This window comes from Sulfurimonas sp. ST-27 (genome assembly GCF_048081595.1).
Lineage (GTDB): Bacteria > Campylobacterota > Campylobacteria > Campylobacterales > Sulfurimonadaceae > Sulfurimonas > Sulfurimonas hydrogeniphila.
In genome coordinates this window covers 282,212-306,023 of sequence record NZ_CP182226.1, presented here as the reverse complement: position 1 = coordinate 306,023, position 23,812 = coordinate 282,212, and the positions used below count along the sequence as shown (strand labels likewise).

Genomic DNA, 23,812 nt, shown 5'->3' with positions numbered 1-23,812 from the left:
ATAGACAACCATGAGTAACTTTCTCAACAGTTTTGATATCAGCGGATACGGACTCTCAGCCCAAAGAGTCCGTGTCAATGTCATTTCAAGCAATATAGCCAATGCCCAGACAACAAGAACAGAAGAAGGCGGACCCTATCGTCGCAAAGAGGTTGTTTTTAAAGCAGTAAACTTTAATGATGTATACAACAAAGCCCTGGGTGGGACTGCACAAAGTGCCAAATATCAAGACCCTTTGAATGAAGGGCAATTTGGACAAAAGGTAAATCCTGCTATAATGAGTGTAGTAGTTGACAAAATTGTAAGAGACGACAGCAAACCTCTTATGAAATTTGAGCCAAACAACCCGGATGCAGATGCAAACGGATATGTGGCATATCCAAATATTAATCCTGTTGTGGAAATGTCCGATTTGGTAGAGGCAACACGCTCCTACCAGGCAAATGTTGCGGCATTTCAAAGTGCAAAGGATATGGCAAACGCTGCCATATCACTGTTACAGTAAAAAAGGAAGTGAAAGATTATGAACAACATTAATAATATTTCCGGTGCTTCAACAGCAGACCTTTTAAAACAAAAAGGCAGTACTGAAAAAACCGGTGGCGAAGCTTTTGCTCAGCAGTTAAAATCAGCCCTCAATGAGGTTAATGAGATTCAAAAAGAGAGCGAAGAAGCTATAGCCGATTTGGCAACAGGCCAGGTAAAAGATCTCCATCAGGCAGCTCTTGCAATCGGCAAAGCAGAAACAAGTATGAAACTTATGTTAGAGATTCGAAACAAAGCATTAAATGCCTACAAAGAGATTGGCAGAACACAATTATAATCTGCCTCTGCACATAATAACTTCATGGTAAACCGTAACAAAAGTAAAAAAATATTCCTTCTTTATGTCCTTATTTCTCTTGCTTTTGCGGTTTTTTTAAGCGTTATGCTTCTCACTGCCACAAAATCACGCCGTATGCCCTCTTTGTATGCAACAGAAAGCTCAAAAGCACAACGTGGCAGTATCATCAGTGCAGACGGTTTTCACATAGCTACAACAAAAAAACTCTATAAAGCAGTTGTCAATACCAGATACATCGACCCTGATAAAAAAGAGTTGTTTGTCAAGCTTTTCAGTATTTACTCAGGTATGACACCAAAGGCCATTGAAAAAAGACTCTCCAAACGCAAAGGTGTTGTCGTTTTGAGTTATAATGTGCCACAAATAAAAGCACATTATCTCAAAACACTCGCGAGAGAACTGCGACGCTTTAAAGTATTTTTAGAGTTAAAAAACCCGGCAACAGGGCTTCGTTCTGTGCATGGGCTCAGCATACTTGAGAGCGGGGAAAGCCGGGAGTATCCTTATGGAACACTGCTTACTCCTGTTATAGGCTATCCGCATAAAATAGAAGAAGACGGATATACCTCCATCAAAGGAGTCAAAGGACTTGAAAAAAGATTTGACAACGAACTCTCACCCAGACAGGACGGCTACAGCAGAGGCAAACGTGATGTAAACAGCTACATTATTTTAAATAAAGAGAGCTTTACCAAACCAAAAATAAACGGGCTTGACATTAAACTGACCATTCCGGTTTCTTTTCAAATACGCATAGAAAAGATGCTTGACAGTATGAAAAAAGAACTCCGTGCAAAAGAGGTTATGATTGCTATTATGGACTCCAAAACAGGTGATGTCTATGCTATAGCCAGTTCCAACAGATATTTGCCAAAAAAGATTAGACGCAGGGACTATCCCTCTCTCAACAGTTCTATGATAGAGTACAGTTTTGAGCCGGGAAGTGTTCTGAAACCTATCACTTTTGCCCTGCTCCTGGAACACAAACTTGTGAATCCCTATGATTTGGTAAACGGACATAACGGACGCTTTAAAATAGGGAGAAAGGTTATTACTGACGAGCACAGATTTGACTGGCTTTCGGCTGAGAATGTTATAGTCTACTCTTCAAATATCGGTATAGCCCAACTGGCACAAAGACTCTCCGGGTATGACTTTTATCAAGGGCTGAAAAAATTTGGCTTTGCAAGCAAATCCACACCTGATTTGATTTATGAAAGAAAAGGTTCTGTTCCAAGTGCCAAACGGCTTGAAAATGAAATATACAAAGCTACCTGTGCCTATGGTTACGGCATCCGTGCAAATCTTATGCAACTGCTCCGTGCCTACAGTGCTTTTAACAATAACGGGCGCATGGTAAAACCTAAACTTGTCAAAAGTTTTATAGATGAACACGGCACTGTAAAAGAACTCGGTTATGAGGAGAGTGTGCAGGTTATAAAAAGTGCAACTGCCAAAAGAATGAATAAAATTTTACTCAAAACCGTGAATGAAGGCACCGGAAAAAAAGCCATCACAAAAGGATTGCAAATCGGTGGAAAAACAGGAACTGCGCACATTGTTGAAAAAGGACAGTATGTAAGGAAATACAACACCGCTTTTATGGGATTCGCCAATGACAAAAAGCACAAATACACTATAGGTGTTATTGTTATACAGCCTAAAAAAAGCCAGTTTGCAGCCCAAACTGCTGTTCCTGTCTTTAAAAAAGCGGTTGATATTATGATAGAAGAGGGTTATTTAGAGCCAAATATTGTCAAGTAGCCTTGTTTCACCTACAATCGCCTCCACAAGAATAACAGTATTGCCGATTTGTACTTTCTTTATTACTTCAAAGTCACGATTAAGTACTTCTACATATTTTACTTCCAAAGGAGACAAGATAGCGTGCATCTCCTCTTTAATTTTTACTGTATCCAAAATATTTTTACTGATTAGCTTTGAAGCTGCATATAAAGACTTTGGAATCTTTAAGGCTTCTTCCCTTTGTGCCTTTGAAAGATATACATTTCTGCTGCTGAGTGCCAGTCCATCATTATCGCGAACGATATCTACAGGAACAATTTCAACATCCATGAAAAACTGTTTTACCATGAGACTTATCAGGTTAAGCTGTTGTGCATCTTTTTTTCCAAAGTAGGCTCTTGTCGGAGAGACAATATTGAGCAGTTTCATAACAACTCTCAAAACACCGCTGAAATGCCCCGGTCTTGTTGCCCCTTCTAAAACATATCCACGTACATTAGGCGCACAGATTTTCACTTCATCCTTACTGTATATATCTGAAGCAGTTGGGAAAAAAAGAATATCTACGCCTGCCAATTCACATATTTTCTTATCAGCATCATCTTTTTTCGGATATTTGTCTAAATCTTCACCTGCCAAAAACTGTGCAGGATTGACAAAGACAGAAACTACCACTGTTTCATTCTCTTGTCTTGCGCGTTTTATCAAAGCAATATGCCCTTCATGCAAAGCACCCATGGTAGGCACAAAACCTACGGTTTTATTTTCATCTTTTAAGTATTGTTTTAATGCCAAAGGATTTGATATAATCTTCATTTTAAGCCCTGATATAATATAATCGCAATTATAACAAATTTAATGCCCCCTAAGTGATGGAATATGGATAACTACGAATACACAGAACTTTTAAAAAATATTGATGCAAAAATGAAAAACATTACCGAGGTTGTCGAACCGGAAAAAATCCACAAGAGACTCAAAGAGATTGAGACTATGGAAAATGACCAGGATTTTTGGAACGATGCTGCTTATGCCGCAAAAATACAAAAAGAAAAAACTCAGCTTCAAAGAAAACTTGACAAATACAATACTGCCAAAAATGCTGTTGATGACGCAAAAGAACTTTATGAAATGGCTAAAGAAGAGAATGATACAGAATCACTCGAAGCACTTTACGAAGATGCGCCAAATTTGGAAAAACAGATTCGTGATATGGAAATTGAAGTCCTGCTAAGAGGTGAAACCGATGCCAATAATGCCATTCTTTCTATTCATCCCGGTGCCGGAGGAACAGAGTCCCAGGACTGGGCAGAGATGCTGCTGAGAATGTATAAACGCTGGGCAGAGCGGCGCGGTTTCAAAGTAGAAGTTTTGGATTACCAGGCAGGAGATGAAGCAGGCATCAAAGATGTCTCCATACTTATAAAGGGGGAGAATGCCTATGGGTATCTCAAGGTTGAAAACGGTATTCACAGACTTGTAAGAATTTCACCGTTTGATTCCAATGCCAAACGTCATACCTCTTTTGCCTCTGTTATGGTCTCTCCCGAAATTGATGATGATATAGACATTACCATAGAAGACAAAGACATACGCATTGACACCTACCGCTCAAGCGGTGCGGGCGGACAGCATGTTAACAAAACCGAATCTGCCATACGCCTAACCCATATCGCCACAGGTGTTGTCGTACAGTGCCAAAATGACAGAAGCCAGCACAAAAACAAAGCAACAGCGATGAAAATGCTCAAATCCCGCCTCTATGAATTAGAACTTGAAGAACAAAAAGCAAAAGAAGCAGGTATCGCCAAAAGTGAAATAGGCTGGGGACATCAGATACGCTCCTATGTTATGCAGCCTTACCAGCAAATCAAAGACACAAGAAGCAATGAAGCCTACTCTAATGTCTCTGGTATCCTTGACGGAGATATTGATACAATGATTGAAGGTGTTTTAATAGCTATGAACCGTACTTAGTCTTGCTCTTTTTTTATAAAACTGTAGCCTAGAAACAATACTCCAAGCAGCATTGCAAAAATCGTAAGATACTTTTTTTGCTGTTGCTGTGCACTTACTAAAGACTCCCTGAAAGTGGCTATGTCCGGTTTAGCTTTTTTTACACCTGGTACATGCCCGGATACACTGGCTTCAATTCTTGCAACATTGGCTGCAGCTACCTCATTTGCACTCATTGCGATTTTGGGTGTCGTCCAAAAATGTACTGCAAAACCGATAAAAAACATGAATATGCCAACTGACCTTAAAATAACAATCTTATGTTTTAAAAAAAATTCCATCTTCTCTCTTTTTCTTTTGCTGTTTCTAAAGCAAATTATGTCAAAATCCCGGTATGAATCTACTTAAAGAATTTTTACTTGATGATACGTGCTCCTATCTGAGCGGCAAAAAACAAACTACACACTATAAAGTGATCAACAACTGTGACTCCAAATCTTGTGAAGCCCTGATTGAACGAGGATACCGTCGTTTTGGAAAAATGTACTTTAGACCCATATGCACTACATGTACAGAATGCCAGAGTATTAAAATTGATGTAGAAAACTATGCATTCAGCAAATCTGCAAAAAGAGTTATCAAAAAATCCAAAGATATTACTTCTTACATACAGGTACCGAGTGTAACCCAGGAGCACCTTGAACTGTTTGAAAAGTACCATCTTTATATGCATGATAAAAAAGGGTGGGACTACTCTGCGACAACTGCACAGCACTACTATAACTCTTTTGTCACAGGCCATGCTGACTTTGGCTATGAAGTACTGTATTATGATCAGCAAAAGCTCATTGCAGTAGATTTGATAGATATTCTTGAAAACGGAATATCATCAATCTATTTTTATTATGATCCTGATTATGCCCAGTACTCCTTAGGTAAACTCTCCCTGTATAATCAGATAAAATATGCTAAAAATACAAACAAAAAATGGATATATTTGGGGTACTATGTAGAAGGATGCCCTTCTCTTTCTTATAAAGCCCAGTATACTCCTTACCTCACGCTTCAAGGCAGACCGCACGAACACGAAAAATTTATATGGTCTTAGAGAGCTCTTTTTTTTGTTCTTCTCTAATTTGTAACTTTTTCTTTTGCACTTCTTTGTTAAGTTGCTCTTCCAGTTTTTGCTGTTCGAGTTTGTCTTTTTTTCTGATTCTTTGAATTTTTTCCAATTCTCGTTCTTTTTTTCGTTGCAGCAGGCTTTTTTTACGCTCTTTTTTTGCCTGTAGTTTTTTATCTTCATCCAAATATTTTTGTATTATTCCTGTTGTATTGACATCATCAGAATGTGCAAAATAGTAATCGAGTATCTTGCTTTTACTTCTTTTTTCATCAATCAGTCCGCTGTTTGCCAGTTTTGTGAAAAGTTTTGAATTTTCATTTTCGATTGCCAAATCCAAATTTCTTTTGACAGAGCGTACAAAAAAATCATTTGTTCGTGAAAGTTCTCTTAATCTGTTTAGATAGCGCATCTTGTCTTTAACCGCTCCCTCATCCAATGAAAAACCCTCTTTTTTCAACTTTTTGACAGCAGTAGCATACTCTTGTATTTTCTTTTCGTACGGTGCGTACTCATCTATATTTGCAAGCTTCTGAATTTTATCTACATTATTGTAAACAATATCACCAAGCGCAGAAAAAGCTTTTGGATTTTGTGCCGCAAGCAGTGTAACGAGTATAAGTAAAAGTAGTATTTTATGCATTCAAATCAGCCTGAAAAATTTTTACCATTATAACAGAATTTTATTTTTAAAAGAAGAAAGACTCCTCTCTCGTTAAAGAGAGAAGAAAGGAGAGTTTGTGACGAAAATACTATCCGTTACGTTTTTTCTGAATCTCTTCAGCTATATTTCTTGGAACTTCTTCATAATGATCAAATTCCATTGCATATGTTGCACGTCCCTGAGTTGCAGAACGAAGGTCGGTTGAGTAACCGAACATTTCGGCAAGTGGAACAAAAGCATCAATAATTTTGTTACCGGCACGGTCACTCATATTGTTTACCTGTCCGCGTCTACGGTTCAAGTCACCGATAACATCACCCATATACTCTTCAGGAACTTCAACTTCAACTTTCATCATCGGCTCAAGTATAGCAGCATCTGCTTTACGACAGGCTTCTTTAAATCCCATTGAAGCAGCGAGTTTAAACGCCATTTCATTTGAATCCACATCATGGTAAGAACCGTCATACAGTGTAACATCAATATCTTCCATAGGATAACCCGCAAGAACACCTGCCTGCATCGCTTCTTCACAACCTTTTTCAACAGCAGGAATATATTCTCTTGGAACAGTTCCCCCTTTGATTTCGTTGTGAAATACAAAACCAGAATCAGGCTCACCCGGCTTCACTTTCAAGAATACATGACCAAACTGACCACGACCGCCAGACTGTTTTGCATACTTGTATTCCTGGTTGACTTCTTTCTTGATTGTTTCACGGTAAGAAACCTGCGGAGCACCGACTTCTGCTTCAACTTTGAATTCACGTTTCATTCTGTCAACAAGAATTTCAAGGTGTAACTCACCCATTCCTGAAATAATAGTCTGACCTGTTTCATCATCAGTGTGTACTCTGAAAGACGGATCTTCCGCAGCAAGTTTACCTAGAGCTATACCCATTTTTTCCTGGTCAGCTTTTGTTTTTGGCTCAACCGCAACAGAGATAACCGGCTCAGGGAAATCCATTCTTTCCAGTACAACTTTCTCAGCAGGATCACATAAAGTATCACCGGTAGTTGTTGATTTTAGTCCGACAACGGCACCGATTTCACCGGCATATATCTCTTTGATCTCTTCACGCTTGATAGCATGCATTTTCAAGATACGGCCGATACGCTCTTTTTTGTCTTTTGTCGTGTTGTGTACGTACGAGCCTGATTCTAAAGAACCGCGGTATACACGGATAAATGTAAGAACACCCACAAACGGGTCAGTCATAATTTTGAAAGCAAGTGAAGCAAAAGGGCCGTCATCAGTTGATTCAACAACAACTTCTTTCTCTTCATCATCCATCATAGTACCCATGATTGGCGGTGCTTCAACCGGTGAAGGAAGATAGTCAACAACAGCGTCAAGCAGAGTCTGAACACCTTTGTTTTTAAATGCAGTACCCGGAGTCATCGGAACAACAGCCATGCCGATTGTTGCAGATTTGATAGCCGCTTTGATCTCTTCTTCAGAAATTTCTTCGCCTTCAAGGAATTTTTCAGCAAAATCATCATTGCCTTCAACTTCAGCTAAAGTCTCAAGCATTTTTTCTCTGTATTCGTCTGCAATTTCCTGTAACTCAGGACGAATATCCTGTACATGGTAGTTTGAACCCATCGCAGCATCTTCATCCCAGACAATCTCTTTCATTTTAACTAAATCAACAACACCTTCAAACTTGTCTTCAGCACCGATAGGCAGCTGAAAAGGCATAGGATTCCCTTTAAGACGATCACGAATCTGACGCTCAACTTCATAAAAGTCTGCACCTGTTCTGTCCATCTTGTTAACAAAAACAATAGATGGAACTTTATAACGATTACGTTGTCTCCAAACTGTTTCTGATTGTGGTTGTACCCCACCAACAGCACAGAATACTGAAACAGCACCGTCAAGTACACGCATAGAACGCTCAACTTCAATAGTAAAGTCAACGTGGCCCGGAGTATCGATAATATTTATCTGTTTTCCGTTCCACTCACAGGTAGTCGCAGCAGAAGTAATCGTAATACCACGCTCCTGCTCTTGTTCCATCCAGTCCATAGTAGCAGCCCCGTCATGGACCTCACCGATTTTATGCTCAACACCAGTATAGAAAAGAATTCTTTCTGTTGTTGTCGTTTTACCCGCATCAATATGTGCAGCAATACCGATGTTTCTTACATCTTCTAATTTATGACTTCTTGGCATATGTTATCCTGTTACCATCTGTAATGAGCAAATGCTTTATTAGCTTCTGCCATTTTATATGTATCTTCTTTTTTCTTAAATGCTGCACCTTTGTCACTTGCAGCATCCATAAATTCATTTGCTAATCTCTCAGCCATTGTTCTTTCATTACGTTTACGAGCTGCATCTACCAACCATCTAATTGCAAGAGATTGTTGACGCACCGGGCGTACTTCTACTGGAACTTGATAAGTAGCACCACCGACACGGCGACTTTTAACCTCTATAATAGGTTTGATATTCTCAATAGCTTCATTAAATGTATCTATTCCTGATTTTTCTCCACGAGAGCTAATGATATCCATTGCACTGTAGATGATTTTTTCAGCTGTAGATTTTTTACCATCTAACATAATTTTATTTATAAATTTCGTTAAAATTTTGCTTCCATAAACTGGATCTGGCATAATTTCACGAACGGGAGCTTTTCTTCTTCTCATTTGTAATTTTCCTTACTTCAATTTTTTTCAAAATTTACTCAAAATTAATCACTTAAGATTAATCCTGTAGCTATTTTTGAATATAGTTAAAAAAATAATCTCAGATTATTTTTTTGGTTTTTTAGTTCCGTATTTAGAACGGGCAACCATACGGTTAGCAACACCGGCAGTATCAAGTGCACCACGAACGATATGATACTTCACACCCGGTAAATCTTTAATACGACCGCCACGTACAAGAACGATTGAGTGTTCTTGAAGGTTGTGACCTTCACCACCGATATATGAAATAACTTCAAAACCGGAAGTTAATCTGACTTTGGCAACTTTTCTTAAAGCCGAGTTAGGTTTTTTAGGTGTAGTTGTGTAAACACGTGTACATACACCACGACGCTGTGGACATGAGTCAAGAGCAGGTGATTTTGATTTTTTAATCACACGTTTACGCTCTTTACGAATCAATTGATTGATTGTAGGCATACAATTCCTTTTTTCTTAAATTTTCCAGTAGAATAAAACTCACTAAAAATTTTAGAGAGTTATAGACACGAAATAATACAAAAATTGTAATTAAAGTTAGCTTATTTTAAGGAATTATTAAAGTGGATCTTAGATTAGTGTGCACATATTACTAATGTAAAAACTCTGGCTCTCGTAAAGAGACTAGCTTTAGTGCCGAACGCAGTGATCAGAATATGGGCTTTGCTCATATTCTGAATATAAAAAGAAACCTTTACTCTTCTTCAATCTCAAATTCTATATTTTGATCTTTGTAGATACCGGTTCCAACAGGAATAGTACGGCCGATAATAACATTTTCTTTCAGGTTTTCAAGATTGTCAACTTTTGCCGAAACTGCCGCTTCTGTCAATACTTTCGTAGTATCCTGGAATGATGCCGCTGAAATAATAGAGTCAGCTGAAACTGCCGCACGGGTAATACCGACCAGGAACGGTTCAGCAATCGCAGGACGACCGCCAAGACGCATAATCTTTTCATTTTCCTGAGTAAATTTCACCTTGGAAACCAAATCACCTTCTATGAATTTTGTATCGCCGGATTTTACAATTTTTACCTGACGCAACATTTGGGTAAAGATGACTTCAATGTGTTTGTCGGCAATGTTAACCCCCTGAGAACGATATACCTGCTGTACTTCAGATACAAGATAGTTATACAGTGCTTTGACACCCATGATACGTAAAAGTTCATGAGAAGATAAAATACCCGTAGTCAATCGCTCACCGGCATGCACAAAGTCACCCGGATTTACAACCGGCTCATGTGATTTGTCAACAAAATACTCTTTTACAATTCCGTTGTCTGCATTGCTGACAATAATTCTTACTTTTCCGCGAAGCGGTTTTCCAAAGCTGACAACACCGTCAATTTCAGAAATCAGTGCGGTTGCTTTAGGACGACGACCTTCAAAAAGTTCAGATACACGTGGAAGACCCCCGGTAATATCTGATGATTTTTGCAATGCTTTTGGCGTTTTTGCCAATATGTCAGCCACTTTCACTTCAGCACCGTCAGCAACATACACAGATGATTTTGGCTCAATTGCATAACGCAAAAGTTCTCCGTCTTCTGTTGCCAGTACTATTGCAGGCTTATACTCTGAAGAGATGTGGTCATTAATCATCAAACGCGTTTTACCGGTCAACTCATCAAGCTGCTCACTCGCAGTTGTTCCGACAATGATATCTTCATATTTCACAACACCGTTAGCTTCTGAAATAATCGGGTTAGAGTACGGATCCCATTCGGCGATCACAACTGATTCATCAGAGGAAGGTTTCGCAATAACTGTATCTCTGTCTACACTTTCATTGTCATCTGTTACAATAACTGAACCGCGTGCAATATAATGACGAATCGCTTCACGGTTGTTTGTATCAATTACAGCGGCAAAAAGACCTTTTTCTACAACTTCATATCCTGACTTCAGGCCTTCAAATCTCTCAAGGTAGTCCCCTTTGAGCAAGAAGTACTTCACAGTACCCTCTTCTTTTGCAAGAATCTTTTTCGTAACAGGTGCACCGTCATCAACTAAAAGTTCTGATGCATACGGAATACGGCTAGGTACGTTCCATCCGTCTTTAATTGTTTCAACAATAGAATCCAGTGCCTCGACTTTTTCCCCGTTTTTATGAGGGAAATAGTATTTTCCTTCAATCTGTCCGCTGACTCCCGCAAGTTCATTCGGCTTCGCTATTTCAAGCTTACGCAGTGAATAACGAACAGTTTCATCTTCGGATTTTACACTGATAATGACTTCATCATGAATCGTCTGAATCTCAACAGTTCCCGCAAACGGTGCTTTGATTTTTGGTTCAACCAGTAAAACACCCGCATTACGGCGATTGGCAACAATATTTTTACCCTCTTTGTTTTTATACGTTTTAAGGTTGTAATAACGTATAAAACCTTCTTTTTCTGCAACAACCTGACGTTCCTGTGCAGTAGAAGATGCCGTTCCACCAACGTGGAATGTACGCAGTGTCAACTGTGTACCAGGCTCACCGATAGACTGTGCCGCAATAATACCTATCGCTTCACCAGGACGAACAATATATCCGGTTGCAAGGTTCACACCATAACACAGGGCACATACACCTTCTTCGCTTTTACATGTAGTCGGTGTTCTGATTACCGCTGTTTTGATACCTGACTCAGCAATAACTTTTGCAGAAACTTCATCTAAAAGTGTTCCCTCAGCATAAAGAATTTCATTGGAGATAGGGTCAATAACATCATCCGCAAGAACACGACCGTTGAGTCTGTCTTCCAATGATTCTATCAATGTATTTTGATCAGATATATCAGAAATCTCTATCCCTTCGTGCGTATGACAGTCATGCTCAACGATTTTAACATTTTGTGCAACATCAACAAGTTTACGAGTCAAATACCCTGCATTGGCAGTTTTAAGTGCCGTATCTGCAAGACCTTTACGCGCACCGTGTGTTGAAATAAAGTATTCAATGACATTAAGACCCTCTTTAAAGTTAGAAATAATCGGTGTTTCAATAATTTCTCCTGACGGTTTTGCCATCAGACCACGCATACCGGCAAGCTGGCGAATCTGCGCTGCAGAACCACGAGCACCGGAATCTGCCATCATATGAATAGAGTTAAAACCGTCTTTGTCCGTCTGTACGAGCTGCATCATTTCTGCTGCAAGTGTATTGTTTGTATCTGTCCAGACATCAATGATCTTATTGTAACGTTCCTGCTCAGTCAAAAGTCCCGCTTCAAACTGTTTTTGAATCTCAATGACTCTTGCTTTAGACTCTGCAATTTTTGCAGGTTTCATATCAGGCACACGAATATCATCCGCTGAAATTGACACACCGGCTTCTGTCGCATGCTTGAAACCCAAATCTTTCAAACGGTCAAGGAAAGATGCAGTGATGCCAATTCCCCCGTGTTTTTGTACATAATCAACAATCTCATTAATAGCTTTTTTCTTCATTACTTTGTTCCAAAGCTCAGCCGGAACAAAATCAGGAAGAATTGCCTTAATCAAAAGACGACCTGCAGTTGTGTGAATAATACGTCCGTCAACACGTGTTCTAACCTTAGCGTGCAAGTCAAGTGCGTCATGTTCTAAAGCAATTCGGATCTCATCAACATTTGCAAAAAGTTTGTTAGAACCCTTCACACCGTTTTTCTCAAGTGAAAGATAGTAAATACCTAGTACCATATCCTGAGAAGGTGTAGCAATAGCCTTTCCGGATGCAGGAAGCAAAATGTTCATAGAAGCCAGCATCAACACTTTACATTCAGCTATGGCAGCAGAAGAAAGCGGTACGTGTACAGCCATCTGATCCCCGTCAAAGTCGGCATTAAATGCCGCACAAACCAATGGGTGAAGCTGAATTGCTTTTCCGTCTATCAGTTTAGGGTGAAACGCCTGAATAGAAAGTTTATGCAGTGTCGGTGCACGGTTGAGCATAATCGGATACCCGTCAACAATCTCTGCAAGACACTCCCAAACTTCATTTGTTTTTTCTTCTATCATTTTTTTGGCAGCTTTTACCGTTGTTGCATAACCTTTGTCTTCAAGTTTGGCAATCAAATGCGGCTTAAAGAGTTCGAGTGCCATTTTTTTCGGCAGTCCGCACTCATCCATTCGCAAACTTGGTCCGACAACAATGACAGAACGTCCGGAAAAATCAACACGCTTTCCAAGAAGATTCTGACGGAAACGCCCCTGCTTTCCTTTAATGATTTCACTTAAAGATTTCAAAGGACGTTTGTTTGCGCCTTTTACCGCATTTGCACGACGACCATTGTCAAAAAGTGCATCTACTGACTCCTGTAACATACGCTTTTCGTTTCTGACAATAATTTCAGGTGCTTCAAGTTCTACAAGACGCTTAAGACGCTGGTTACGGTTAATAACACGGCGATATAAATCATTTACATCAGATACGGCAAACTTACCGCCGTCAAGTGATACCAACGGACGTAAATCCGGTGGGAGAACCGGCAGCACAGTCAGCATCATCCAGGCAGGGTTGTTGCCTGAATTTAAAAATGACTCAATAACTTTCAGACGTTTGTTAATCGTTTTTTTCTTTGCCTCAGATTTTGTTTCGCCAATAGCTTCTTTTAAGTTAGTAAAAAGGTCAACCAAATCAATAGAATCCAATAAATCACGAATCACTTCACCACCCATACGGGCTTTGAAACCAAGCTCACCAAATCTCTGCACAAGTGTACGGTACTGCTCTTCGTTTAAAACATCATATTTTAAAACCGGAGTTTTAGCCTCTGCATCATAATAGGACTCTCCGCCCTCTTCAACGATATACGCTTCATAATAGAGTACACGCTCTAAATCTTTCATTTTGATACCAAGCAGCGTACCGATACGAGAAGGCAGTGAACTTACATACCATATATGTGCAACCGGAGTCACCAATTCAATGTGTCCCATACGTGTACGACGTACTTTTGTAGATGTTACTTCAACACCACATTTTTCACATACCACACCTTTATAGCGCATCTTTTTATACTTGCCGCAAAGACACTCATAGTCCCTTACAGGTCCAAAGATTTTTGCACAAAACAAACCGTCACGCTCAGGTTTTAAAGTACGATAATTAATAGTTTCTGGCTTTTTAACCTCTCCGTGACTCCATGACATTACCTTTTCAGGGGATGCCAAACGGAACTGGAGCTGTTTTATATCTTTTGGTCTGCTGTCTTCTGTTACTTCTACCGGTACTAATTTACTCATCGTCTTCTACCTCGTCCATAATATCTACATCAAGAGCCAATGCCTGCAGCTCTTTTGTTAATACAAATAGTGTTTCAGGAATACCAGATTCTGGTACCAATTCACCTTTTGTAAGTGCTTTGTAAGCACGAACACGACCATCAACATCATCTGATTTGATAGTCAACATCTCTTTTAGAACTGCTGAAGCACCATATGCTTCAAGTGCCCAGACTTCCATCTCACCGAATCTTTGACCACCAAAGAGTGCTTTACCACCAACCGGTTGTTGTGTAACAAGCGAGTATGGTCCGGTTGAACGGGCATGGATCTTTTCATCTACCAGGTGATGCAGTTTTAAGATGTACATGTAACCGACATTGACACGCTCTTTCATCTTCTCACCGGTTTTTCCGTCATAAAGTACACGTTTGCCGTCAGCATCCATATTTGCCAGTTTGTAGAGTTTTTCAAACTCTTCAGCATTTGTCCCTTCAAAAATAGGTGCAGCAAATTTAACACCCTTGGCCCAGTCTCTTGCATGGATCAGAAACTCTTCATCACTCATATTTCCGATTACTTCAGAAGCTTTCATCATTCCTGCAACATCAGCTATTTCGATCATTTTTGCACGAAGATTTTGTATATAGTCTTTTTGTTTTGAGTCAAACTCTGCCTGTATCTGATCGCCGAGTTCACGACCTGCCATACCGAGGTGCATTTCCAAAATCTGACCGATATTCATACGAGAAGGTACACCAAGCGGATTCAAACAGACATCAACAGAACGTCCGTCTTCCATATACGGCATATCTACCTCAGGAACTATAATAGAAACAATACCTTTGTTTCCGTGACGTCCGGCCATCTTGTCACCGACTTTGAGATGACGTTTTGTCGCTATATAGATTTTTACATACTTCACAACACCGTTTGGTAAAATGTCGTCTTTTTCCAATATAGTGAGTTTCTCTTCATGTTCATCTCTGAAAACTCTTTTTTGCTTCTGGAAATGACTTTTCGTTTTGTTGTACTCATCCTGAATCTCTTGTGAAAAAGATTTGACGATTGCATTCATAGCAAAACGGTTTACTTCTTTTAAATCATCTCCATTGATTTTTTCTCCGGCCTTATACTCGGTATCACCTATTTTGATGTCACTCTGTAACGGTTCACGGGTGAGAAGTTTTGTCACACGAAGCATCTCTTCTTTATCTATCATAATAAGTCTGTCATAATGCTCGCGTTCAAGGTAGTCTCTCTCCTCTTTTTCAAGTTCCAATGCACGGGGATCTTTGTCATAACCTTTTTTTGTAAATACTTTAATATCTACAACCACCCCTTCCATTGACGGCGGGCAGTAGAGTGATTTATTGACGACATGACCGGCCTTTTCACCGAATATCGCACGTAAAAGACGCTCTTCAGGTGTTGGTTTCACTTCCCCTTTTGGAGAAACTTTTCCGACAAGAATCATACCGCCTTTGACATTTGTACCGATTTTGACAATACCTGATTCATCGAGATGTGCCAGTTCATCATCACGAACATTCGGGATATCACGGGTAATCTCTTCGACACCGTGTTTCAATTCACGGGCTTCGACCTCTTTTTCATAAATATGTACCGAGGTAAATGCATCCTGACGGATTAAACGTTCTGAGATGACTATGGCATCCTCAAAGTTATATCCGTTCCACGGCATGAAAGCAACCATTGCATTGACACCAAGCGCCAGTTCCCCTTTGTCCATATTTGGACCATCGGCAATGATCTGGTTTTTCTTTACCATTTCACCGACTTTTACAATGGGTTTTTGTGTAAAAGAGGTGTTTTGGTTAGTTCGAAGATTTTTTTGTAACGGATAATAATCAATAAAGATTTCGCCGTCTTCTTCACCCATCACATAAATGTGTTTACCGTCAACTTTTTCAATTTTACCGGCACGCTTTGCTTTGACACATTCCCATGCATCACGGGCAACCAGTTTTTCAACGCCCGTTCCGACCATTGGTGCATTTGCACGTAAAAGAGGCACTGCCTGACGTTGCATGTTTGATCCCATAAGTGCACGGTTGGCATCATCATGCTCCAAGAACGGAATCAGTGAAGCGGCTACACCGACAACCATCTGTGAAGAGAGATCTGCATATTCACACTCTTTGGGATCACGTAAAAGGATTTCCCCGTCCTGTCTTACAGCAATCAGGTCTTCAATAAACTGGCCGTTTTCATCCAGTTTGTTAGAAGCTGCGGCAATTTTTTTACCCTCTTCCTGTGTTGCCGTCAGATAAACTATTTCATGAGTAACTTTTCCGTCTTTCATTACTTTGTAAGGAGCTTCAATAAATCCATGCTCGTTTACTTTTGCATACATTGCAAGTGTATTGATAAGACCGATATTTTGTCCCTCCGGCGTTTCAACAGGACAGATTCTGCCATAATGTGTAGGATGGACATCACGTACTTCAAATCCGGCACGTTCTTTGACAAGACCGCCTTCACCAAGAGCCGAAAGACGACGTTTGTGTGTCACTTCAGAAAGTGGATTTGTCTGGTCCATAAACTGAGAAAGCTGACCGCCTGAAAAGAATTCCATGATTGTAGAGGTAATCATTTTTGAGTTAATCAAATCATGAGGCATAAGCTCATTCATCGGTCCGCTCATAGTAGAGAGCTTGTCACGAATTGCTTTTTGCATTTTCACAAGACCGTTATGTAATTCATTTCCTAATAATTCACCGATGGAACGAATACGACGATTACCCAAGTGGTCTCTGTCATCCAGATGACCCTGTCCGTTTTTTACTTTAATAACATATTTTACAGACTCTATAATATCTTCGTGTGTTAAAACAGTCACATACTCAGGAATATTCATTCCAAGTTTGTGATTCATTTTCATACGACCAACCTGAGTCAAATCATATCTCTCAGGATCAAAGAAAAGCTGGTTTACAAATATTTTTGCAGCCTCTTTGGTTACAGGCTCGCCCGGACGCATCACTTTGTAGATACGAATCGCAGCCAAATCATTCTCATCTTCAATATCTTCTGTCTGTTTTAAAAGCTTCAGAGAATCTGTATCGGCATTGAATGCGTTGATAATAGAACTGTCAACACCTTCGGCAATATCATTGGCAATTTTGAATTCTGTTACGCCGATTTCAGCCATTTTCTTTAATTTGGTCTCATCTATATGTGTCATTGTATCAAATAACACTTCCCCTGTTTCCGGGTCAATGATAGGCTCAGCCAAATATCTGTCCAAGAGTATTTCCAAAGGATACTGAACTTCTTTCACACCGTCATCTAAAAGTTTTTGTACTTTTTTGCTTGAAAGTCTTTTGCCTGCAGCAACAAGCACTTTACCGTTCATATCAACCAAATCATAAGAGATACGTGTTGCATAATCTTTCGGATTAAAATCCATAGAAAAAGTATTGTCATTGATTTTTATTGTCTGAATCGGGTAAAAGAGTTTTAAAATATCCTGTTTGGAATATCCCAAAGCACGGAACATGATTGTTACAGGTACTTTACGACGTTTATTGATTCTCATATAGAGAATATCTTTAGGATCATACTCAAAATAGAGCCATGAACCGCGGTCAGGAATAATCTGTCCGGTGTAAATTAATTTGTTTCCTGCAGTAGTTGACTCTTCTTCTTTAAAGATAACACCAGGTGATCGGTGTAACTGGTTGACTACAACGCGTTCAACGCCGTTGATAATAAAAGAAGTTCTATCGGTCATAAGCGGAATATCACGAACAAATATACTCTGCTCTTTTATATCTTTTACACCAAGTTTTTCTTTTGTGTTTTCATCTCTGTCCCACAAAATAAGGCGTGTTTTCATTCTAAGGCTTACTGCATAGGTAAGTCCTCTTTCCATACATTCACGAACGGTATATTTTGGGTTCGTGACTTCAGAACCGATATATTCAACAGTTAATCTGTTTTGTGCATCATGAATAGGAAAAACAGATTGAAAAACTTTTTCAATACCGCTTGTCGCTCTGTCTTTTGCATTTAACATTAAAAATGTATCATATGAGCTTTGTTGCAGTTGGAGTAAATTTGGTACTTCAATTTCTTGAGGAGTTTTAGAGAAGTCTATACGAAGACGGTTTCCGGAATATAAAGTGTTTAACATAGGCTACCTCGATAAGTTGTTAATTAGGGACTTGATAAGTTCAAGCATATCGTATCCAGTCGTCACCAGATAGATTGTTTTACTCTTAGCTATTAAGAGATTTTTTTATAGTGCTTATAAACGACATAAGGGCACTTTAGCCAAGAGAGTCCGTTCTCTTCGCTAAAGCGCCCAAAAAAGAGGGACAAAACCCTCTTTGTTTTTAAGTTAAGACTACTTAACTTCTACTGTAGCACCAGCTTCTTCTAAAGCAGCTTTTGCCTCTTCAGCAGTTTCTTTATCTACACCCTCTTTGATTGTAGACGGTAAGCTTTCACATGCTTCTTTTGCTTCTTTGAGTCCAAGACCAGTTAAAGCACGAACCGCTTTAATAACACCGATTTTTTTCGCACCGACATCAGTTAAAACAACATTGAATTCAGTCTGCTCAGCAGCAGCAGCGCCAGCATCACCGGCAACACCAGCAACAGCAACAGGTTGTGCAGAAACACCAAATTTTTCTTCAAACTCTTTAACAAGTTCAGATAATTCTAAAACAGAAAGTCCAGAAATAAACTCTAATACATCTTCTTTAGTAACAGCCATATTAAGCTCCTTTATTTTTTTCAAAAATTAAGGAAACCTTTTACTTGTTAATGACGACAGGAGAAGTAATTCTCCTATCTACATTAACACTAGGTTTCCCTCAGCGGGAGGCTCATCGTGCCAGCACGATTTTCCCATTAACGATTTTAAATCGTAACCTCATTTCATAAAAGTGAAAGACTATGCTTCCTCTTCTTCTTTCTTTTTGCGTAAAGCATCGATTCCAATTGCCATATTTGTAATTGGAGCCATCCAGGTAGCAGCAAGCATACCGAGAAGTTCATCACGACCAGGAAGTTTGGCGAATGCTTCGATTTTAGCTACGTCTGCAGGTTCTTTATCCAAATAACCGGCTTTAATCACGAACTTGTCATGATCTTTGGCGAAATCAGCCGCGATTTTAGCAGCATTGATAACATCATCAGACCAAATAAAAATATTTGTATCTTTGATTTCAACACCACTCATCTCAGCATTATTCAGTGCAATTGTTGCTAAAGTATTTTTAACAACCTGAACACTTGTGTCTTTTGCACGAGCAGATTTACGCAACTCTTCAAGTTCACTTACAGTTAAACCTTTGTAGTCACATATAACAACTGCCGTAGTATTGGCAAATGAAGTAGTTAACTGCTCAATTACTTCAGCTTTTTTTGACTTAAGCATATATAGTTCTCCTTTCCAGACATAACTTCAAGCGGGGCGAAAGGTACGATTAAGTTCACTGCCGACACGGCAGATACCCCCAACTATCTTTAGTCCAAGTAATTCAGATTTCCAAAATGAAAATCTTTATTGTAATATATATTTTATACTACAATAAAAACTTTTATTTCAGCATAGGAAAAAATTTGGTTTTTTCCTATGAGGGGCTTTAGCCCGTTTATTTGATATCTGCCAACTCTACAACATCAAGTTTAACTGCAGGACTCATAGTTAGACTCAATGCTGCATTTTTAATATAACGCCCTTTTGCAGAGGCAGGTTTTTGTTTATTGATTGCAGAAAGAAATGTTGTTAAATTCTCTGCTATTTGAGAAGCTTCAAAGCTTGCTTTCCCTATACCGGCATGGATATTACCTTTTTTGTCAACTCTAAAGTTAACCTGGCCGCCTTTGACATTTTTCACAGCTGTTGCAACATCAGGTGTTACAGTTCCAGTTTTAGGATTTGGCATCAATCCTTTTGGCCCAAGAATACGACCAATTTGACCTACAAGACCCATACAGTCAGGTGCTGCAACAACAACATCAAAGTTAAATATACCTTCTTTGATTTGTGCAACCAAATCATCAGTTCCAACGATGTCTGCACCTGCAGCTTTTGCTTCATCAGCTTTGGCACCTTTGGCAAATACAGCAACACGAACTGTTTTACCGGTTCCATGAGGAAGAACGATAGCACCACGAACCATTTGGTCTGCGTGACGAGGATCTACATTCAAGTTCATTGCAATTTCAACTGTTTCATCGAACTTTGCACTTTTTAAATCTTTTACTGTTGCAGAAGCTTCTTCTACACTGTATGATTTTGTTTTGTCAATTTTTTCTAATAATTGTTTATATCTTTTGCTCATTACAAATCTCCATATTAATTCTGCCACATAATTTTGAAATCACTGTGGTCGATGATTGTTTTTACTAGTCTTTTATTTCTATACCGATTGAACGGGCAGAACCAGCCAAAGTATTTGCAGCCATCTCTTTGTCGTCAGTATTTAAATCTTCGATTTTAGCTTCTACAACTTCCATAAGCTGTGCACGAGTTAATGACCCAACTTTATTTTTAAGAGGATTGTCACTTCCTTTTTTCAGTCCGGCTGCTTTCATTAAAAGTTCAGAAGCAGGTGGTTGTTTTGTAACAAAAGAAAAACTTCTGTCATTGTAAACTGTAATAATAACAGGAACTTTAAATCCCATTTTATCTTTTGTTTTTTCATTGAATGCTTTACAGAATTCCATGATATTAACACCACGTTGTCCTAATGCAGGTCCTACTGGTGGAGCCGGGTTAGCTTTACCAGCTTCTATTTGTAGCTTGATATAATCCATGACTTTTTTTGCCATTTTTTGTCCTTTTTCATTATTTAATTACGTAATCCAAACGAGGTCCAGTTTACTACGCTAAGGTTAAGTTTCAAAAAATTAAAACCTAGCCTTAGCGTAGCAGGGTTCTTGATTAGATTATTTTTTCTACCTGTGTGTAAGAAATATCTACAGGAGTAGCTCTGCCAAAGATTGAAACATTTAGCTTAAGAGTGCCGTGCTCAAGGTCATACTCATCAACTGTTCCCGTAAAGTTGGCAAAAGGTCCGTCAATAATACGTACCGTTTCACCATTATCAAAAAATACTTTTGGTTTTGGTGCAGCACGGTTGTTCACACGATCCAAAATAACATTAATGTCATGTTCGCTCAAAGGTGTAGGCGTGTTTCCCTCCCCGATAAAACCTGATACTTTCGGTATTGACTGAATCATATGCTGAATTTCTGTATTTAAATCTATACGGGCGAACACATAACCGGAATACAAAGATCTCTCACTCACCTTTTTCTTTCCGTCTTTTACTTCAATAACATCCTCTGTAGGAACTATTACATCAGTAATATGGTCCTGCAGACCATGTTCTTCTATCATATTAAAGATTGCATCTCTCACTGTTCTGTCACTGCCATAGGTCTGTATAGAGTACCATTGATGTGCCATTTTTTACTCCTTAACCTAAAATTGCAGACATAACAGATGACATAAGCAAGTCAACCAATGCAAGAAATGCTGCTATTGCAGAAACTACAATAACAACTGCTATATATGCCTGTTTTACCTGACTTTTGGTAGGAAAGATAACTTTGCTCAGTTCCAGTCTTGCGTTACTTATTACTTTACTTAAATTCATCTATCTTTTCCATATATTGAAATGTCATTTGTTATAAATAAAGCAGATCTGCTCTACTTATAATAAATGTGTGGCAGGCGTAGAGAGACTCGAACTCCCAACACCCGGATTTGGAATCCGGTGCTCTACCATTGGAGCTATACGCCTAAATTTTTACAAAATTTAGGCACCAATTATTTAATAGTGACGACATCGGAACAAGTCCCGATATCTACGCTAACGCTGAGTTTCCTTCGGCAGGAAGCCCGCGGCACTAGTGCCTTCATTTGTTACAAAAAAATGAACTGTTATTACAGTTTCATCTCTTTGTGAATTGTGTGCTCTTTACACCATTTACAGTATTTACGTACTGAAAATTTCTCAGTGTGAGTCTTTTTGTTTTTTGTTGTGTGATAATTACGTCTTGTACATTTCTCACAACCCAAGTGTATTGCTTCTCTCATATTAAGGAACCTTTTAAAGGATTTTGCATATTAGCCAAAGGCTAATTATGCAAGAATCTCTGCAACAACACCGGCACCAACTGTACGTCCACCCTCACGGATAGCGAACTTAGTACCTTTTTCCATTGCAATTGGGTGAATTAACTCAGCAGTGATGCTTACGTTATCACCTGGCATAACCATCTCAGTACCTTCTGGTAAAGTGATTGCACCTGTTACATCTGTTGTACGTACGTAGAACTGTGGACGGTAACCATTGAAGAATGGAGTATGACGACCACCTTCATCTTTACTCAGAACATAGATTTCTGCAGTAAATTTAGTGTGAGGTGTAATTGTACCCGGCTTACAAAGTACTTGACCACGCTCAACTTCATCTTTCGCAATACCACGAACAAGAATACCACAGTTGTCACCAGCTTCACCTTGCTCCATTTCTTTACGGAACATTTCAACACCGGTTACAGTAGTTTTTTGTGTATCACGGATACCAACGATTTCTACTTCTTCACCAACTTTAATAACACCACGCTCGATACGTCCAGTAACAACTGTACCACGACCAGAGATTGAGAAAACATCTTCAACAGGCATTAAGAAATCTTTATCAGTTTCACGTTCTGGTTCAGGAATATACTCATCAACAGTTTTCATAAGCTCAACAATCTTCTCAGACCATTCACCCAAAGTACCTGCTTTTGCTTCTTCAAGAGCTTTTAATGCTGAACCTGCAGTGATTGGAGTGTCATCACCCGGGAATTCATACATATCAAGCAGTTCACGAATTTCCATTTCAACCAACTCTAACAACTCTTCATCATCAACCATATCTTCTTTGTTCATGAAAACAACGATGTACGGAACACCAACTTGTTTTGAAAGAAGGATATGCTCACGAGTTTGTGGCATTGGGCCATCCGCTGCAGAAACAACAAGAATAGCACCGTCCATTTGTGCAGCACCTGTAATCATGTTTTTAACATAATCCGCGTGACCAGGACAGTCAACGTGTGCATAGTGACGGTTGTCTGTTTCATACTCTACATGTGAAGTAGCGATCGTGATACCACGCTCTCTTTCTTCAGGTGCATTATCGATTGCATCATAATCCATAAATTTTGCATCATTTTTAACTGCAAGTACTGCAGTGATAGCTGCTGTTAATGTTGTTTTACCGTGGTCAACGTGACCAATTGTACCGATGTTAACATGGGGTTTGTTACGTTCAAACTTTTCTTTTGCCATAATGTTCTCCGACTTTAATTTTGAATTGAAATGGAATTATACCCAAAAATCATTCAATTATTGCTTAATTAAAACATAATTTTACTTAAATGGAGCTCACGAGCGGATTTGAACCGCCGACCTCTTCCTTACCAAGGAAGTGCTCTACCCCTGAGCCACGAGAGCAAACGAGATTATATTAAGCAATAATTGAATAATTCTTTTATTTTAATATTAGTTTTTTGTGATTAGAGTATTCTATATAAATATATATTTTACAAATA

General features: G+C 39.1%; 21 protein-coding genes and 2 tRNA genes. 5 read left to right on the top strand and 18 right to left on the bottom strand.

Features of this window, described 5'->3' with window-relative positions; all coding sequences use genetic code 11:
- The first annotated feature begins 10 nt into the window (after nucleotides 1-10).
- Genes flgC through ACM66U_RS01650 form a run of 3 tightly spaced genes read left to right on the top strand, consistent with a single transcriptional unit; the run spans nucleotide 11 to nucleotide 2,608 of the window.
- The gene (flgC, locus tag ACM66U_RS01660; protein WP_151901137.1) at nucleotides 11-505 is read left to right on the top strand and encodes a flagellar basal body rod protein FlgC; all 495 of its coding nucleotides are present in this window, start codon (nucleotides 11-13) and stop codon (nucleotides 503-505) included.
- Between the two features lie 18 nt (nucleotides 506-523).
- Nucleotides 524-823 carry a flagellar hook-basal body complex protein FliE gene (gene fliE / locus ACM66U_RS01655; protein ID WP_151901138.1) on the top strand — a complete coding sequence of 100 codons (300 nt, stop codon included), beginning with the start codon at nucleotides 524-526 and terminating at the stop codon, nucleotides 821-823.
- A gap of 24 nt (nucleotides 824-847) precedes the next feature.
- A complete protein-coding gene (locus tag ACM66U_RS01650; protein WP_151901139.1) occupies nucleotides 848-2,608 on the top strand; it encodes a peptidoglycan D,D-transpeptidase FtsI family protein in 1,761 nt (586 codons plus the stop codon).
- Here ACM66U_RS01650 and panC read toward each other — a convergent pair.
- A complete protein-coding gene (gene panC / locus ACM66U_RS01645; protein ID WP_151901140.1) occupies nucleotides 2,585-3,406 on the bottom strand; it encodes a pantoate--beta-alanine ligase in 822 nt (273 codons plus the stop codon). The genes ACM66U_RS01650 and panC overlap by 24 nt on opposite strands.
- Before the next feature lie 63 nt (nucleotides 3,407-3,469).
- Between panC and prfB the strand changes: the two genes are divergently transcribed.
- The gene (gene prfB / locus ACM66U_RS01640; RefSeq protein ID WP_151901141.1) at nucleotides 3,470-4,567 is read left to right on the top strand and encodes a peptide chain release factor 2; all 1,098 of its coding nucleotides are present in this window, start codon (nucleotides 3,470-3,472) and stop codon (nucleotides 4,565-4,567) included.
- On the opposite strand, the gene ACM66U_RS01635 is transcribed toward prfB, so the two are convergent.
- Nucleotides 4,564-4,887, bottom strand: coding sequence for a hypothetical protein (locus ACM66U_RS01635; RefSeq protein WP_151901142.1), 324 nt, complete (start codon nucleotides 4,885-4,887; stop codon nucleotides 4,564-4,566). The two genes, prfB and ACM66U_RS01635, sit on opposite strands and share 4 nt — an antisense overlap.
- Nucleotides 4,888-4,940: 53 nt before the next feature.
- Here ACM66U_RS01635 and ACM66U_RS01630 point away from each other — a divergent pair, with 53 nt between their 5' ends.
- The gene (locus ACM66U_RS01630; RefSeq protein ID WP_151901143.1) at nucleotides 4,941-5,654 is read left to right on the top strand and encodes an arginyltransferase; all 714 of its coding nucleotides are present in this window, start codon (nucleotides 4,941-4,943) and stop codon (nucleotides 5,652-5,654) included.
- On the opposite strand, the gene ACM66U_RS01625 is transcribed toward ACM66U_RS01630, so the two are convergent.
- The 16 genes from ACM66U_RS01625 to ACM66U_RS01550 form a co-directional block, all read right to left on the bottom strand.
- Entirely contained in the window at nucleotides 5,641-6,309 is a 669-nt protein-coding gene (locus ACM66U_RS01625; protein ID WP_151901144.1) for a hypothetical protein, read from the bottom strand. The genes ACM66U_RS01630 and ACM66U_RS01625 overlap by 14 nt on opposite strands.
- A gap of 109 nt (nucleotides 6,310-6,418) precedes the next feature.
- A complete protein-coding gene (gene fusA / locus ACM66U_RS01620; RefSeq protein ID WP_151901145.1) occupies nucleotides 6,419-8,509 on the bottom strand; it encodes an elongation factor G in 2,091 nt (696 codons plus the stop codon).
- An 11-nt stretch (nucleotides 8,510-8,520) separates the two neighbouring features.
- Nucleotides 8,521-8,988, bottom strand: a complete 468-nt coding sequence (rpsG, locus tag ACM66U_RS01615) for a 30S ribosomal protein S7 (RefSeq protein ID WP_151901146.1) — start codon at nucleotides 8,986-8,988, stop codon at nucleotides 8,521-8,523.
- Between the two features lie 105 nt (nucleotides 8,989-9,093).
- Nucleotides 9,094-9,468, bottom strand: a complete 375-nt coding sequence (gene rpsL / locus ACM66U_RS01610) for a 30S ribosomal protein S12 (protein ID WP_151901147.1) — start codon at nucleotides 9,466-9,468, stop codon at nucleotides 9,094-9,096.
- A 253-nt stretch (nucleotides 9,469-9,721) separates the two neighbouring features.
- Nucleotides 9,722-14,242 carry a DNA-directed RNA polymerase subunit beta' gene (gene rpoC, locus ACM66U_RS01605; protein ID WP_151901148.1) on the bottom strand — a complete coding sequence of 1,507 codons (4,521 nt, stop codon included), beginning with the start codon at nucleotides 14,240-14,242 and terminating at the stop codon, nucleotides 9,722-9,724.
- Entirely contained in the window at nucleotides 14,235-18,380 is a 4,146-nt protein-coding gene (gene rpoB, locus ACM66U_RS01600) for a DNA-directed RNA polymerase subunit beta (protein ID WP_346389247.1), read from the bottom strand. Before rpoB ends, rpoC begins: the two co-directional genes overlap by 8 nt.
- Before the next feature lie 213 nt (nucleotides 18,381-18,593).
- Nucleotides 18,594-18,965: a 50S ribosomal protein L7/L12 gene (rplL, locus tag ACM66U_RS01595; RefSeq protein WP_151901150.1), complete on the bottom strand. Its 372-nt coding sequence runs from the start codon at nucleotides 18,963-18,965 to the stop codon at nucleotides 18,594-18,596.
- 180 nt (nucleotides 18,966-19,145) lie between these two features.
- On the bottom strand, nucleotides 19,146-19,631 hold the full coding sequence (gene rplJ / locus ACM66U_RS01590; protein WP_151901151.1) for a 50S ribosomal protein L10: 486 nt from the start codon (nucleotides 19,629-19,631) through the stop codon (nucleotides 19,146-19,148).
- A gap of 217 nt (nucleotides 19,632-19,848) precedes the next feature.
- A complete protein-coding gene (gene rplA, locus ACM66U_RS01585; RefSeq protein ID WP_418640973.1) occupies nucleotides 19,849-20,541 on the bottom strand; it encodes a 50S ribosomal protein L1 in 693 nt (230 codons plus the stop codon).
- A gap of 64 nt (nucleotides 20,542-20,605) precedes the next feature.
- Nucleotides 20,606-21,031 (bottom strand): 50S ribosomal protein L11, encoded by a 426-nt coding sequence (rplK, locus tag ACM66U_RS01580; protein WP_151901153.1) that lies wholly within the window; start codon nucleotides 21,029-21,031, stop codon nucleotides 20,606-20,608.
- A 112-nt stretch (nucleotides 21,032-21,143) separates the two neighbouring features.
- On the bottom strand, nucleotides 21,144-21,671 hold the full coding sequence (nusG, locus tag ACM66U_RS01575) for a transcription termination/antitermination protein NusG (protein ID WP_418640972.1): 528 nt from the start codon (nucleotides 21,669-21,671) through the stop codon (nucleotides 21,144-21,146).
- Between the two features lie 10 nt (nucleotides 21,672-21,681).
- The gene (secE, locus tag ACM66U_RS01570; RefSeq protein WP_151901155.1) at nucleotides 21,682-21,861 is read right to left on the bottom strand and encodes a preprotein translocase subunit SecE; all 180 of its coding nucleotides are present in this window, start codon (nucleotides 21,859-21,861) and stop codon (nucleotides 21,682-21,684) included.
- 71 nt (nucleotides 21,862-21,932) lie between these two features.
- Nucleotides 21,933-22,008, bottom strand: a tRNA-Trp gene (locus ACM66U_RS01565).
- 143 nt (nucleotides 22,009-22,151) lie between these two features.
- On the bottom strand, nucleotides 22,152-22,304 hold the full coding sequence (rpmG, locus tag ACM66U_RS01560) for a 50S ribosomal protein L33 (protein ID WP_151901156.1): 153 nt from the start codon (nucleotides 22,302-22,304) through the stop codon (nucleotides 22,152-22,154).
- A 45-nt stretch (nucleotides 22,305-22,349) separates the two neighbouring features.
- Nucleotides 22,350-23,549 carry an elongation factor Tu gene (gene tuf, locus ACM66U_RS01555; RefSeq protein ID WP_151901157.1) on the bottom strand — a complete coding sequence of 400 codons (1,200 nt, stop codon included), beginning with the start codon at nucleotides 23,547-23,549 and terminating at the stop codon, nucleotides 22,350-22,352.
- A gap of 90 nt (nucleotides 23,550-23,639) precedes the next feature.
- Nucleotides 23,640-23,714, bottom strand: a tRNA-Thr gene (locus ACM66U_RS01550).
- Nucleotides 23,715-23,812: the final 98 nt, after the last annotated feature.

What these genes read in the sequence shown, in the direction of transcription:
- flgC (WP_151901137.1), top strand. Translation starts at nt 11, where the DNA reads ATGAGTAACTTTCTCAACAGTTTTGATATCAGCGGATACGGACTCTCA.
- fliE (WP_151901138.1), top strand. Translation starts at nt 524, where the DNA reads ATGAACAACATTAATAATATTTCCGGTGCTTCAACAGCAGACCTTTTA.
- ACM66U_RS01650 (WP_151901139.1), top strand. Translation starts at nt 848, where the DNA reads ATGGTAAACCGTAACAAAAGTAAAAAAATATTCCTTCTTTATGTCCTT.
- panC (WP_151901140.1), bottom strand. Translation starts at nt 3,406, where the DNA reads ATGAAGATTATATCAAATCCTTTGGCATTAAAACAATACTTAAAAGAT.
- prfB (WP_151901141.1), top strand. Translation starts at nt 3,470, where the DNA reads ATGGATAACTACGAATACACAGAACTTTTAAAAAATATTGATGCAAAA.
- ACM66U_RS01635 (WP_151901142.1), bottom strand. Translation starts at nt 4,887, where the DNA reads ATGGAATTTTTTTTAAAACATAAGATTGTTATTTTAAGGTCAGTTGGC.
- ACM66U_RS01630 (WP_151901143.1), top strand. Translation starts at nt 4,941, where the DNA reads ATGAATCTACTTAAAGAATTTTTACTTGATGATACGTGCTCCTATCTG.
- ACM66U_RS01625 (WP_151901144.1), bottom strand. Translation starts at nt 6,309, where the DNA reads ATGCATAAAATACTACTTTTACTTATACTCGTTACACTGCTTGCGGCA.
- fusA (WP_151901145.1), bottom strand. Translation starts at nt 8,509, where the DNA reads ATGCCAAGAAGTCATAAATTAGAAGATGTAAGAAACATCGGTATTGCT.
- rpsG (WP_151901146.1), bottom strand. Translation starts at nt 8,988, where the DNA reads ATGAGAAGAAGAAAAGCTCCCGTTCGTGAAATTATGCCAGATCCAGTT.
- rpsL (WP_151901147.1), bottom strand. Translation starts at nt 9,468, where the DNA reads ATGCCTACAATCAATCAATTGATTCGTAAAGAGCGTAAACGTGTGATT.
- rpoC (WP_151901148.1), bottom strand. Translation starts at nt 14,242, where the DNA reads ATGAGTAAATTAGTACCGGTAGAAGTAACAGAAGACAGCAGACCAAAA.
- rpoB (WP_346389247.1), bottom strand. Translation starts at nt 18,380, where the DNA reads ATGTTAAACACTTTATATTCCGGAAACCGTCTTCGTATAGACTTCTCT.
- rplL (WP_151901150.1), bottom strand. Translation starts at nt 18,965, where the DNA reads ATGGCTGTTACTAAAGAAGATGTATTAGAGTTTATTTCTGGACTTTCT.
- rplJ (WP_151901151.1), bottom strand. Translation starts at nt 19,631, where the DNA reads ATGCTTAAGTCAAAAAAAGCTGAAGTAATTGAGCAGTTAACTACTTCA.
- rplA (WP_418640973.1), bottom strand. Translation starts at nt 20,541, where the DNA reads ATGAGCAAAAGATATAAACAATTATTAGAAAAAATTGACAAAACAAAA.
- rplK (WP_151901153.1), bottom strand. Translation starts at nt 21,031, where the DNA reads ATGGCAAAAAAAGTCATGGATTATATCAAGCTACAAATAGAAGCTGGT.
- nusG (WP_418640972.1), bottom strand. Translation starts at nt 21,671, where the DNA reads ATGGCACATCAATGGTACTCTATACAGACCTATGGCAGTGACAGAACA.
- secE (WP_151901155.1), bottom strand. Translation starts at nt 21,861, where the DNA reads ATGAATTTAAGTAAAGTAATAAGTAACGCAAGACTGGAACTGAGCAAA.
- rpmG (WP_151901156.1), bottom strand. Translation starts at nt 22,304, where the DNA reads ATGAGAGAAGCAATACACTTGGGTTGTGAGAAATGTACAAGACGTAAT.
- tuf (WP_151901157.1), bottom strand. Translation starts at nt 23,549, where the DNA reads ATGGCAAAAGAAAAGTTTGAACGTAACAAACCCCATGTTAACATCGGT.